General features: G+C 73.7%; 8 protein-coding genes. All 8 read left to right on the forward strand.

Translation table 11 applies throughout. From position 1 onward, the window contains the following. Window positions 1–130 precede the first annotated feature (130 nt). From ACRAKH_RS20225 to ACRAKH_RS20260, 8 genes are read left to right on the forward strand one after another with little or no spacing between them, the layout of a single operon-like run. A complete protein-coding gene (locus ACRAKH_RS20225; RefSeq protein ID WP_380722287.1) occupies window positions 131–1801 on the forward strand; it encodes a condensation domain-containing protein in 1671 nt (556 codons plus the stop codon). A 50-nt stretch (window positions 1802–1851) separates the two neighbouring features. Beyond that, window positions 1852–5484 (forward strand): type I polyketide synthase, encoded by a 3633-nt coding sequence (locus ACRAKH_RS20230; RefSeq protein WP_447009168.1) that lies wholly within the window; start codon window positions 1852–1854, stop codon window positions 5482–5484. After that, window positions 5474–6844, forward strand: a complete 1371-nt coding sequence (locus tag ACRAKH_RS20235) for an MFS transporter (protein WP_447009169.1) — start codon at window positions 5474–5476, stop codon at window positions 6842–6844. The genes ACRAKH_RS20230 and ACRAKH_RS20235 overlap by 11 nt, the downstream gene beginning before the upstream one ends. A gap of 20 nt (window positions 6845–6864) precedes the next feature. Then, window positions 6865–8118, forward strand: a complete 1254-nt coding sequence (locus tag ACRAKH_RS20240) for a cytochrome P450 family protein (protein WP_380728487.1) — start codon at window positions 6865–6867, stop codon at window positions 8116–8118. A 31-nt stretch (window positions 8119–8149) separates the two neighbouring features. Next, a complete protein-coding gene (locus tag ACRAKH_RS20245; protein WP_380728485.1) occupies window positions 8150–8851 on the forward strand; it encodes an SDR family oxidoreductase in 702 nt (233 codons plus the stop codon). A gap of 10 nt (window positions 8852–8861) precedes the next feature. Beyond that, entirely contained in the window at window positions 8862–9554 is a 693-nt protein-coding gene (locus ACRAKH_RS20250; RefSeq protein ID WP_380728483.1) for a thioesterase II family protein, read from the forward strand. A 9-nt stretch (window positions 9555–9563) separates the two neighbouring features. After that, window positions 9564–10388: an SDR family oxidoreductase gene (locus tag ACRAKH_RS20255; protein WP_380728481.1), complete on the forward strand. Its 825-nt coding sequence runs from the start codon at window positions 9564–9566 to the stop codon at window positions 10386–10388. A 22-nt stretch (window positions 10389–10410) separates the two neighbouring features. After that, on the forward strand, window positions 10411–13185 hold the full coding sequence (locus tag ACRAKH_RS20260; RefSeq protein WP_447009170.1) for a non-ribosomal peptide synthetase: 2775 nt from the start codon (window positions 10411–10413) through the stop codon (window positions 13183–13185). Window positions 13186–13264: the final 79 nt, after the last annotated feature.

The raw sequence follows: 13264 nt of genomic DNA on the forward strand, positions 1-13264 counted from the left end.
ATCTGGGGTCTGCCAGGGCGCACCGGGTAATTCGCGACCGGGTGGAATCTTTTGGGGGAACACATGCAATCGCGGTCGAATGCGCGCGTCATTCTATTCCTCGTCACGTGGACAAAGATCGGTCGCACCGATGGCTAGTTCCGGTCCCGACCCCCACACGTGGTATCCGGCGACGCCGACCCAACAGGGCATCTGGATTCTCGACCGGATAGAACGCCTGCGCCCGACGTACCTGTTGCCAAGTGTCCTGGAATTCACCGGACCGGTGGACTGTGAACTGTTGACGTCGGTGGTGGAACGCGCGCTGGGACGCCATCCCGCACTGCGTTCCCGCTTCCGGCTGGACGCCGCCGCGCGCCGCGTCGAGTACCGGACCGACGGTTCCCCGCCGGAGGTCGGCTTCACCGACGCGGTCGCCGACGACTGGTCCGCCGACGAGGTGGAGCGCCTGGTCGAGGCGCTCTGCTACACGCCGTTCGAACTGGACGAGGAGGCCCCGGCGCGGGCCGAGGTGATCCGCCTCGACGCCGGCCGCACGCTGCTGGTGCTGACCGTCCACCACATCGTGTTCGACGGGGTGTCCCGGCAGCTCCTGGTGGACGAGATCGGCGCCACGTACCGCGCCCGGGCGCACGGGACCGAGCCGGTGCTGACCACTCCGCCGCACCCGGCGGAGGTTCAGGACAATTCGGACAGTGGCGACGATGTCGCCGAACGGGTTGCGCGCGTGGTGCAACGGCTGCGCGGCGCGCCGACCACGATCGCGCTCCCCTACGACGGCGACCCGGACGACCCCGAGCTGTCGATGATCGGCGCCACCGCCGACACCCTGCTGGACGCCGACGTGACGGAGGCCGTCCTCGCCGTCGCCGCGCGGGAGGGCTGCACCGCCTTCATGACCGGCGTGGCCCTGTTGGCCGCCACGTTCGCGCGCACCACCGAGCAGACCGACTTCCTGTTCTCCGTCGTGTGGCCCGGCCGCGACGACCCGGCCGCCGCCGACGTGATCGGCATGTTCATGACCACGCTGGTGCTGCGGGTCCGGTTGGACGTGGACACGACGTGGCGGGAACTGCTGCGGATCGCGCGGACGGCGGGCACAGAGGCGTTCGTCGACTCGGACGTGCCGCTGGACGCGATCGCCGCCGAGCTCGACCCCGACCGCGACCTGGCCCGGACGCCGCTGAGCCCCGTGCTCGTCAACCTGGCCGAGGCGCCCGACCCGCTGGAGCTGGCGCCCGGCGTGGTGGGCCGCTTCCAGCCGCTGCGCCCCGAGTACAGCAAGTGGGACCTGGCGCTGTTCGTCCGCCTGGACCGCACCACCGGGCGGGACCGGCTCGAACTGTCCCTGAACCACCCGGCGGCGCTGTTCACGGCGGCCACGACCACCGAGTTCCTGGCCGCCCTGCGCCGCAGCGCCGCCGACCTCGCCCGACATCCGGAGGAAACCGTGTTGAACCAGCCCTCTGCGGACAAGACCGACCTGGACGACCCCGCCGCCCGGTTGGGCCTCGTCCGGTCCATCTGGCAGGAGGTGCTCGGCACCGAGGAGATCGACGACGACGTCAGCTTCTTCGACGCGGGCGGCGACTCGCTGCGGCTGGTGATCCTGGTGGAACGGCTCAGCCAGGCGTCCGGGCGCGCGCTCAAGACCGTCGACCTGTTCCGCGCGGGCACCGTGCGCGGTCAGGCGGACCTGCTGGCCGCGCCCGCCGAGGCCGCCCCCGCGGGCCGGGGCACGAGCCGGGACCGGCTGCTGGGCGCCGTGCGCGACCGCCGGACCGGCGACCAGCGGCGCTGACGACCCCGGTGCGGGGTGCCGAAGCCGGACCGGAACGGGAGGGGGACGGAGTGATCGACAGCGAGCACGCGGTCGCGGTCGTCGGGATGGCGTGCCGCTTCCCCGGCGCGAACGACGTCGAGGCGTACTGGGAGCTGCTGCGGGACGGCGTCGAGGGCATCACCCGCTTCGACGTCGAGGACCTGGTGCGGAACAGGGGCGCCGACCCGGACGAGGTCCGGCAGCCGAACTTCGTGCCCGCCAAGGGGGTGGTGGCCGACTCGGCGAACTTCGACTGGTCGTTCTTCGGGTACAGCCGCGCCGAGGCCGCGGGCATCGACCCCCAGCAGCGGGTGTTCCTGGAGACCGCGTCGGCCGCGCTGGACGACGCGGGCCTGGACCCGACCCGGTTCGACGGCTGGATCGGCGTGTACGCGGGCGCGGACCGGACCCACCCGGACACCGGCCGCGACCTCAGCCCGCTGGCCCGGCTGATCGGGTACGAGAAGGACCACGTGGCCACCCGCGCCGCGTACAAGCTGGGGCTGCGCGGCCCCGCCGTGACCGTGCAGACGTCGTGCTCGACGTCGTTGGTCGCCATCCACATGGCGGTGCAGAGCCTGCTGAGCCGGGAGTGCGACGCGGCGCTCGCGGGCGGGGTGGCCGTGGCGCCGGCCGGCGAGTGGGGGTACGTGCACGAGCCCGGCGGACCGCTGTCCGCGGACGGGCACTGCCGGCCGTTCGACGCGAGCGCCACCGGCACCGTGCCGAGCGAGGGCGTCGGCGTGGTCGTGTTGAAGCGGCTGGACGACGCGCTGCGCGACGGCGACCGGATCGCCGCGGTGGTCCTCGGCTCGGCGCTGAACAACGACGGCGCGGAGAAGATGGGCTACGCCACGCCGTCCATCCCCGGCCAGCGCGACGTCATCCGCTACGCGCAGAAGCTCGCCGGGGTGGACGCGGCCGACATCGACTACGTCGAGGCGCACGGCACGGCCACGCCCATCGGCGACCCGATCGAGGTGCAGGCGCTGACCGAGGCCTTCCGCATGTCCACCGACGAGGTGGGCTACTGCCTGATCGGCGGGGTGAAGGGCAACCTCGGGCACACCAGCGCGTCGGCGGGCGTGGCCGCGTTCATCAAGACCGTGCTGATGCTGGAGCACGGCGAAGTGGTGCCCAGCCTGCACTTCGACGAACCGAACCCGTTGCTGGAGCTGGACGGCACGCCGTTCCGGGTGTGCACCGAGCACCGGCCGTGGCCGGACCGCGGCGCCCGGCTGGCGGCGGTGAGCTCGTTCGGCGTGGGCGGCACCAACGCGCACGTGGTGCTGCACGGACCGTCCGAGCGGGAGCCGACCGCGCCGCGGCAGGGCGGGACGGTGCTGGCCGTGTCCGCGGCCACGCCGGACGCGCTGGCGAAGCTGCGCGGAGACCTGGCCGACGCGCTGCGCCGCGGCACCGCGCCGGACGTCCACGCGGTGGCGCGCACCCTCGCCGAGCGGCGCGTCCACCGGCACAGGCAGGCGTTCGCGGTGTCCGACCCGACGCACGCGGCGCACCTGCTGGCCGCGGCCGGCGACCCGGCGGCACCACGTCCGCTGGGCAAGGTCGCGTTCCTGTTCCCCGGGCACGGCACCCTGCGGTACAACGCGGGCGCGCCGGCCTACCGGCTGCTGCCCGGCTTCCGCCGTTCGTTCGACGAGATCCGGGACGCGGTGCTGGACCGGTGCGGCGTCGACCTGACGCCCGTGGTGGCGGAGGTGGACGGCGGTCCGGAGTGGTTCGACGAGGGCGCGAACCAGCAGCTCGGCCTGTTCGCGCTCGGCTACGCGCTCGGCCGGCAGCTGATCGAGTGGGGCATCACCCCGGTCGCCATGCTGGGCAACAGCATCGGCGAGTACGCGCCCGCCGCGCTGGCCGGGGTGTGGTCGCCCGCCGACGCCGCCGCCCTGGTCCACGAGCGGGCCAGGGTCGCGTGGGCGGAGGCGCCGCCCGGGCGCATGGTCGCGGTGAACGGCGACTCCGAGGAGGTGCTGCGCCGCCTCGGCCCCGACAGCCCGGTCGAGGTGTCGGTGATCAGCCGCGGCGGCGTGGTCCTCTCCGGCCGCGAGTCCGATGTGGACGAGCTGCTGGCCGGGGACGCGTTGGCGGGGCTCGACATCCGGGTGCTGGCCGTGGACCGGCCGGGTCACAGCTCGGCCATGGAACCGGCCGCGCGGACGCTCCACGGGGTCGTCGCCGGCACCCCGGCGACACCGGCCACGCTGCGGCTGGTGTCCAACACCAGCGGCACGTGGGCCGCCCCGGAGGCGGTCGCCGGACCGGACTACTGGGCCGCGCAGCTCGCCCGGCCGGTGCTGCTGGACGCCGGGGTGGAGACGCTGCTCGACGCCGGTGTGGACACGTTCCTGGAGCTGGGCCCGGGCGCCTCCATGCTCGGGACGGTCCGCTGGAACGACCGCTGGGACGGCTCCCGCACCGGGCTCCCGCTGCTGGGCCGCGCCGAGGACGGCGACCTGGGCGTGCTGCGGGCGCTCGGCGCGCTGTGGGAGCGCGGCGTGGACGTGCTGGCCGAGACCGCGCTCGCCGGGGCCGAGCCGCCACCGCGCTGCTCGTTGCCGCCGCACCCGTTCCTCGGCGAGGACCCGGAGGGCGACCAGGTCGTGCGGGCCGAGTCGAGGTCGCGTGGACGGCGGCCGGCGCAGGTCGTGGACGGCTCGGTGCGGCCGGTGCTGGAAGAGCTGTGGACCACGGCGCTGGGCCAACCGCCCTCGTCGGACGCGGACCACTTCTACGCGCTGGGCGGCGAGTCGCTGATCGCGTTGAACCTGATGACCCGGCTGCGGGAACGGGCGGGGATCGGGGTCTCGCTGGCCGAGTTCTCCCGCGAGCCCACGTTCGGCCGCCTGGTCGCGCTGGCCGAGCGCGACCGGCCGGCGACACCGGCGGCACGCCCGCCCGTCAACGCGGTGCGGCTGCGGGAGGGGACGGGCCGCCCGCTGTTCCTGGCCGCCGACGCCGTCGGCACCGCGCTCAGCTACCAGGCGCTCGCCGACCGGCTCGACGGCGACCGCCCGGTCTACGGCTTGGAGCCCGACCCGGCGGACACCGCTCACCGGTCCGTGGCGCGGGTGGCCGCGCAGCACGTGGACGCGGTGCTCGCGCTCCAGCCCGAAGGTCCGTACACGCTGGGCGGCTGGTCGTTCGGCGCGGTCGTCGCGCACGAGATGGCCCGCCTGCTCATCGCGCGCGGCGCGGTCGTGGACGTGCTGCTGTGCATCGACGCGTTCATGCCCGGACGGCTCGGCGTGCCCCTCGGGCTCGACCCCGAGTTCCTGTACAGCCACGTCGGCTTCCAGCTGGCCGGCGTCCTGAACATCGGCGAGGTCGGTCGGCGGATGCGCCGCAACCCCGCGCTGCGCAAGCTGTTCCGGGACAAGGCGCGGGTGCTGGCGCCGTACCGGCCGCGCGCCGTGGACTGCCCGGCCGTGGTGTTCAAGGTGGGCGTCGACCCGCGCGGCGCCGACCGGCTGACCGCCCGGCTGGCCCCGCTGTACCGCGGCGGCGTCCGCGTCCGGCCGGTGCCGGGGAACCACTGGTCGGTGTTGACCGAGCCGCACGTGCGGCGGCTCGCCGAGGACCTGCTCACCACGTTGGCCGGCGTCGCGCCGGTGCGGAATGAGGCCGTGGATGTCCGCTGAACCACTCGACCGCAGCACCACCGGCACGTCGGACCGGGTACTCGACGCGGAGCCACCGGCCGCGCCGCCCGAGCCGGACCCGCCGGCGACGCCGGACGCCCCGGCCACGTCGGGCGCGCCGTCCGCCGACGAACCGAAGGCCCCCGAGTCGCCGCTGATCAAGAACCGGGACTTCCAGGCGCTCTGGACCAGCGAGGCGTTCGCCGCGGTGGCGAAGGAGACCGCCGAGATCGCCTACCCGCTGCTGATCCTGGCCACCACGGGGTCGCCGCTGTACGCGGGCATCGTCGGCTCCGCCCAGCTGATCACGGCGAGCGTGATGTCCCTCCCGGGCGGCGTCCTCGCCGACCGGCTGGACCGCCGGCTGCTGCTGATCGGCTGCAACGTGATCCGGGTCGTGCTGCTGGCCGTGTTCAGCGTGCTGATCTTCACCGACAGCACCAGCATGCCCGTGATCTTCGCGATCGCGGTGAGCTCGGCGATCTGCTTCGGGCTGTCGCAGCCCGCGGGGATGGCCGCGATCAAGGCGCTGGTGCCACCGTCCCAGCTGACGCAGGCCACCGCGCAGAACCAGATCCGGTACTTCGGCGCGACGGTGGCCGGCCCGCCGATCGGCGGCGCGCTGTTCGGCGTGGCGCGGGCGTTCCCGTATCTCGCGGCGGCGGTGTCGTTCCTGATCTCCACGGTGTTGCTGCTGCTCGTGCGCAAGCCGATGCAGAGCGAGCCCGCCAAGGGGCCCAAGGAGAAGCGCGGCACGGCCGAGGGCTTCCGGTTCCTGTTCAAGCAGCCGATCCTGCGCCCGCTGATCATCTGGATCATGGGGTCGAACATGGCGTTCACCCACTCCGGCGTGTTCCTGGCGCTGATCGCCACCGCGCAGGGCCGGGGCGCGTCGGAGTCGTTCATCGGCGTCACGCTCGCCGTGGCGGGCCTCGGCGGGCTGTTCGGGTCGTTCATCGCGGGCTGGGTCTTCAAGAAGGTGAAGCCGTCGGTGATCGTGCTGTGCGGCGCGTGGATCGGACCCGTCGTGGCGATCCTGCTCGCCGTCACGCCCGGCGTGATCCCGCTCGGCATCATCGTGACGCTGGTGTTCATCCGCGGCCCGATCATCAGCACGCTGTTCCTGTCCTACCTCGCCGCCGTCGCGCCCGACAAGGTGCAGGGGCGCGTGCTCGGCGCGGTGTTCTTCATGTCCATGAGCGCGGCCCCGCTCGGCGTCTTCATCGTCGGCGCCGTGTTCGAGCTGGCCGGCTCGACCTGGGTGTTCATCACCATGTGCGTCATCTCGGGTGTCGCCGCGCTGCCCACGCTCACCAAGCGCATCCGCAACCTGCCCGCCCCGGAAGCAGTCGCCGTATGACCGTCAACGGAGGAGAAGCCATGAGCACCGAAGCGCAGCCGGGCGTCGACCACGAGAAGCTCCCTCCCGAGTTCTTCACCGACCCGGCCTACCCCAACGGCCACGCGGACAACGCCCGGCTGCGGTCGAAGTGCCCGGTGCACCAGGTCAACCACCCGATCGGCGCCGAGGCGTACGTGGTCATGGACTACGAGACGGTGGCCGCCATGTTCACCGACCCGCGCCTGTCCAAGAACGTGGACAACGCGCCCGCGTGGTGGCAGGACCTCCTCAAGGACTCCAGCCCGACCCTGATCCGCAACATGCTCACCGCGGACCCGCCGAAGCACACCCGGCTGCGCAAGCTCGTGGCGCAGGCGTTCACGCCGCGCAAGATGGCGGCGCTGCGGCCGAGGATCCAGGAGACCACCGACGACCTGATCGACGCGTTCAGCGACGGCAGGGCCGACCTGTTCGAGGAGTTCGCGCTCACGCTGCCGCTGAAGGTGATCTGCGAGTTCCTCGGCGTGCCGTTCGAGGACCGCGACAAGCTCCACGAGTGGGGGCTGCTGCTCAGCGGCGCGCCGTACGCGACCGAGGAGGAGAACGCCCGGCTGAAGTGGGCCAGCGACAGCATCGAGCAGTACCTGAAGGACCTGCTGGCCGCGCGCCGCGCCGGCGAGCTGGGCGACGACCTCGTCAGCACGCTCATCCGCGCCGCCGACGAGGACGGCCGGTTCACCAACGACGAGCTCGTGTCCACGCTCATCCTGCTGATCAACGCCGGGCACAAGACGACCGCGTACACGATCAGCAACGGCATGGAGGCGTTGTTCGCCAACCCGGACCAGCTGGAGCTGCTGCGCGCCGACCCGGGCCTCGCGCCGAGCGCGATCGAGGAGTTCCTGCGCTACCAGCCGCCCGTCTACCGCGGCACGCTGCGCGTGGCGGCCGAGGACATGGAGCTGGCCGGCGTGCGCATCGGCAAGGAGTCGTTCGTGCACCTGATGATCAGCTCCGCGAACCGCGACCCGAAGGTGTTCGAGGACCCGGACCGGCTGGACATCACCCGCACCGCGAACCGGCACTTCGCCTTCGGCCACGGCGCGCACTTCTGCCCCGGTTCCCCGCTGTCCCGCCTGGAGGGCGAGATCGCCTTCACCACCCTGCTGCGCCGGCTGCCGGACATCGCGCTCGCCGTGCCGCGCGACGAACTCCCCTGGCTCTACGACAACTCCGTCGGCCGCGGCGTCAACAGCCTGCCGATCACCTACACCACCAAGCTGCCCCGCTAGTTCTCGACCGCACAACCCTTGGGAGCACCACATGACCGACATCCCCGTCACGCTGATCACCGGCGGCGGCAGCGGCATCGGCGCCGCCACCGCGCGGCAGCTGCTCGCCAAGGGACAGCGGGTGGCCGTCGTCGGACGCGGTCAGGAGCGGCTGGACCGGTTCGCGAAGGAGGTCGGCGAGCCCGCCGACCTGCTGACGATCCAGGGCGACGCCGGGGACTGGGACGTCGTCCAGGCCGCGGTGGCCGCCGCGGTCGAGCGGTTCGGCCGGCTGGACGCCGTGGTCGCCAACGCGGGCTGGGCGACGCACGACGACATCGCGGAGGGCGACCCGGCCGGCTGGCGGGAGATGGTCCTGACCAACGTCCTGGGCCCGGCGCTGCTGATCCGGGCGGCGCTGGCGGAGCTGAAGCGGACCAAGGGGCGGATCGTGCTGCTGGGCAGCGTCGCCGGGCACGCGTACTCGGCGGGCAACATCTACGGCATCACCAAGTGGGCGGTGACCGGGCTGGCGGAGAACACCCGCCGGCAGGTCACCGGCGACGGCGTCGGCGTGACGCTGGTGTCGCCGGGCCGCACCGAGACGCCGTTCTGGGACGCCTACGGCGCGCTGCCCGACGGCGTCCTCCTGACCGCGGACCAGGTCGCGGACTCGATCGTGTTCGCGCTGGCGCAACCCGCCACCGTGGACGTCAACACCATCATCATCCGGCCCATCGGCCAGCCTGTCTGAGGGGACGACCGTGAAGATCGCACTGGTGTGCCTGCCGTTCGCCGGGGCGGGAGCCTCGTTCTTCCACCCGTGGTCGGCGCACGCGGGCGACCGGCTGGTCGTCGTGCCGCTGCAGCTGCCCGGCCGCGAGCGGCGGATCGACGACGAGCCGTACCGGGACGCCCACGTCGCCGCGGACGGGCTGCTGCCCGACCTGGTGCGGCAGCTCGACGGCCTGACCGACGTGGTGCTGTTCGGGCACAGCCTGGGCGCGGTGCTCGCCTACGAGCTGGCGCACCGGGTCGTCGCCCACCCGGACCTCGTGCTGCGCCGGCTGGTCGTCAGCGGGTCGCCGGAGCCGCACACCCAGCGGCCCCACCGCGCCACCGGCCTGCCCGACGACGAGTTCCTGGCGCGGGTGTCCGAGTTCGCCGGGTTCCGGCACGAGGCCCTGCAGGACCCGGAGATGCGCGAGCTGATCCTGCCGACGCTGCGCGCCGACGTGGAGATGCACGAGGACTACCGGCCGAGCACGGACGCCCGGCTGGCCGCGCCGATCACGTCGCTGCGCGGCTCGGACGACGCGCTGGTGACCGCGGCTGAAGCCGCCCGCTGGTCCGAGGTCGCGGGCGCCGGGTTCGAGTACGTGGAGCTGCCCGGCGGGCACATGTACCTGACGGAGTCCGCGCCGGACCTGCTCAAGCTCATCGACACCGCGGTCTAGGGAGCGCGCATGCGGTTGACCGGGAAGGTCGTCGTGATCACGGGGGCGGCGCGCGGGATCGGCCGCACCACCGCCGTGGCCTGCGCCGCCGAGGGCGCGGACCTCGTGCTGCTGGACGTGTGCGCGGACCTGCCGGGCGTGCCGTACCCGCTGGGCTCGACCGGCCAGCTGGAGCACACGGCGGCGCTGTGCCGCGACCGCGGCGCGTCCGTGCTCACGGCGAAGGCGGACGTGCGCGACACGGCGTCGGTGCGGGACGCGATCAGCCTGGCGGGCGACCGCTACGGACGGATCGACGTCGCCGTGAACAACGCGGGCATCGCCGCGCCGTCGGGCAAGCGGGTGCACGAGATCACCGAGGACGAGTGGTCGTTGATGCTGGACGTCGACCTGTCCGGGGCGTGGCGGGTGATCCGCGAGGTCGGCAAGACCATGAGCGACCAGCGGTCGGGCAGCATCGTGAACATCGCGTCCACCGCCGGTCTCGTCGGCTACCGGCACTTCGCCGGGTACGTGGCCGCGAAGCACGGGCTGATCGGGCTGACCAAGGCGGCCGCGCTGGACTACGCGCCGATGAGGGTGCGGGTGAACGCGGTGTGCCCGGGCAACGTGCGGGACACCCCCGAGGCCGAGGGCCGGATGCTGCGGGAGATCGCGCGGGCGCTGGACGTCCCGGCGGACGAGCACGTGGAGGCGTTCACCCAGTCGCAGCCGATGAACCGGCTGGTGGAGCCGGACGACGTGGCCGGTGCCGTCGTGTTCCTCGCGTCGGACGACTCGGCGCAGGTGACCGGCTCGGTGCTGACCGTCGACGGCGGCTTCACCGCGCACTGACCACCACCGACCAGGAGGACATGTGTTTGCAGCCCGATGCCACGCGCTGCGGGTCCGGCTCGCCGGCGCCGTCCGGCCCGAGGCGGCGACGGGGTCGACGCGGGTGTGGGTGGAGGACGTGCCCGCCGCGTCGGCCGAGCCGGTCGCGGAACGGCGGCGTGCGATCGAGATGAGCCGGGCGGTGACCGGTCTGCGGTGCACGCTGCTGCGGTACCGGGACGGGCTCGCAGACCTGGTGCTGGTGGCGGACCGGGGGTTCCTGGACGCGGCCGGGCTGCGGGCGGTGGCGGCGGCGCTGACCGGCGCGGACCACGCGGTGGAAGCGGCCGGGGGTGAGGGTGCGGCGGTCGCCGCCGCCAGGGCTGAGCACACGGTGGCCGGAGTCACAGCGGCCGGGGCCACGGCGTCCGGGGTCACGGCGTCCGGGGTGGCGGCGTCCGGGGTCACGGCGTCCGAGCTGGCAGCGTCCGGGGTCGCGGCGGCCGGGGTGCCGGACTGGGCGGCGGCGTCCGAACCGGTGGGCGCGGGAGCGGTCGAGGTGGAACTGACGCCTGCCCAGGCCGGTGACGCGGAGAGCTGGCGCACCGCGCTGGCGATCGCCCTGGTGCGCTACGACGCGGCCGACTCCCCCGGCTGGGCCGTCATCGGCACCGACCGGGGCGTGCTGCGGGTGACGCCGGGGACCGGGGCGGAGGCGACCGGTGAACCGGCCGCCGCCGGCCTGCTGGTGTCCGAGGTGGACTTCGGCGTCGACGAGTACCGACCCTGCCTGGCACCGCCGCTGCCCTTGACGTTCTCGGTGTGGCGCCAGGGCGGCGCGATTCGATTGCGGTGCGACCACCAGGCCGGGCGGATCTCCCCTGACCAGGTCGAACAGTTCACCCGGCACCTTGCGCACGTGCACCGCCAGGTGCGGCAGGACCCGGACGTGTCGCCCGACGACGTCGAGCTGCTGGACGCGGCGGAACGCGAGCGCGTCGTCGCGCTGGGCCGGCCGGACCGCGCGCTCACGACCACGCCCACCCGGATCGACACGGCGTTCCGCGCGGTCGCGGCGCGGAACCCGGACCTGGTGGCGCTCACCGACGGCGAAGTGCGGCTGACCTACCGCGAGCTGGACGAGCGCTCGGACGCCGTGGCGAGCGGGCTGCGCGCGCTGGGCGTGTCGGACGGCGACCGGGTCGGGGTGTGCCTCGACCGCACGGCCGAGCTGGTGGTCACCCTGCTGGGCGTGCTCAAGGCCGGAGCCGCCTACGTGCCCGCGGACCCGGCCTACCCCACCGAACGGCTGGCCTACACCGCGCGGGACGCCGACCTCCGGTTGGTCGTCACGCGCCTGCCCGAGTTCCCGGTCACGGCAGGCGCCGCGCCCGACGCCGCGTCCACCGTTCCCGTGACGCCGGACGACGTGATCGCGGCCGGCTCCGCGCCGTTCACCGGCGCCACGACACCCGACGACCCCGCGTACGTGATCTACACGTCCGGGTCGACCGGCCGCCCCAAGGGCGTGGTGGTGCCCCACCGCAACGTGATCGCGCTCCTCGACGCCACGCGGGAGGAGTACGGGCTCGGCCCCTCGGACGTGTGGACGCTGTTCCACTCCAGCGCGTTCGACTTCTCGGTGTGGGAGATCTGGGGCTGCCTGCTCAACGGCGGCCGGCTGGTGGTGGTGCCGTACTTCGTCTCCCGGGAACCGGAGCGGTTCCGCGACCTGCTCGTCGCCGAACGGGTCACCGTGCTCAGCCAGACGCCGTCGGCGTTCGCGCAGCTCGTGGACGTGCCGCACGACGACCTGGCGGTGCGGCTGGTCGTGCTGGGCGGCGAGCCGCTGGACGCGCGCGTGCTGCTGCCGTGGTTCGACGTGCGCCCCGAGTCGGTGTGCCGGGTGGTGAACATGTTCGGCATCACGGAGACCACCGTGCACGTCACGCACCAGACGGTCACCCGACGGCACGCGCTGGCCGGGTCGCGGTCGGTCGGGCCGGCGCTGCCGGGGTGGCACGTGTACGTGGTGGACGCCGCCGGGCGGCTGCTGCCGCCGGGCGTGCCCGGCGAGATCCGGGTGGGCGGGGCCGGGGTGGCGTCCGGGTACCTCGACCGGGACGACCTGACCGCCCGGCGGTTCACCGCCGACCCGTTCGCCCCGGGCACGGTCTACCACTCCGGCGACCTGGGCCGGCTGCGGCCCGACGGCGCGCTGGAACACCTGGGGCGCATCGACAGCCAGGTGAAGGTGCGCGGGTTCCGGATCGAGCTGGACGAGATCCGCGCCGTGCTCCTGGAGGACCCGGACGTGCGCGCGGCGGCCGTGGTGGTCCGCCGGGACGACCCGCGCGACGCGGCCACCGCCCGGATCGACGCGTACGTGGTGCTCGCGGACGGCACGGGCGGCGAGACGTCGGGGGTGCGCAAGCGGGCCGCCGACATCCTGCCCGACTACATGGTGCCGACCACGGTGACCGCGCTGGACGCGTTGCCCCTGACCACGAACGGCAAGCTGGACGCGGCACGGCTGCCGGCGCCGGTCGCCGCGGCGAAGCCGGCCACGCCCGACCCGGGCGACCCCACCGGGGACGACGACCTCGCCGCCAGGCTGCGCGAGGTGTGGGGCGCGGTGCTGGGCGTGCCGGTCGGGCTGGACGACGACTTCTTCGAGCTGGGCGGCAACTCGCTGTTCGCCGTCCGCATCGGTGCGCGGATGCGGGAGGGCGGGTTGCCGCCGCTGCACCTGCGTGAGCTGTACCGCCACCCGACGATCCGGTCGGTGGTCACCGCACTCGCCAACGGGGACCGCTGACCCACCCGCACCCCGAGACAGGTGCGGTCCCCGTCGGCGGGACCTTTGACGCCGACGGGGACCGCGGTCTGTGATCCGC

Source organism: Saccharothrix hoggarensis (genome assembly GCF_052936025.1).

Coding starts and splice junctions, on each gene's coding strand:
- ACRAKH_RS20225 (WP_380722287.1), top strand. CDS start 131: ATGGCTAGTTCCGGTCCCGACCCCCACACGTGGTATCCGGCGACGCCG.
- ACRAKH_RS20235 (WP_447009169.1), top strand. CDS start 5,474: ATGTCCGCTGAACCACTCGACCGCAGCACCACCGGCACGTCGGACCGG.
- ACRAKH_RS20255 (WP_380728481.1), top strand. CDS start 9,564: ATGCGGTTGACCGGGAAGGTCGTCGTGATCACGGGGGCGGCGCGCGGG.
- ACRAKH_RS20245 (WP_380728485.1), top strand. CDS start 8,150: ATGACCGACATCCCCGTCACGCTGATCACCGGCGGCGGCAGCGGCATC.
- ACRAKH_RS20240 (WP_380728487.1), top strand. CDS start 6,865: ATGAGCACCGAAGCGCAGCCGGGCGTCGACCACGAGAAGCTCCCTCCC.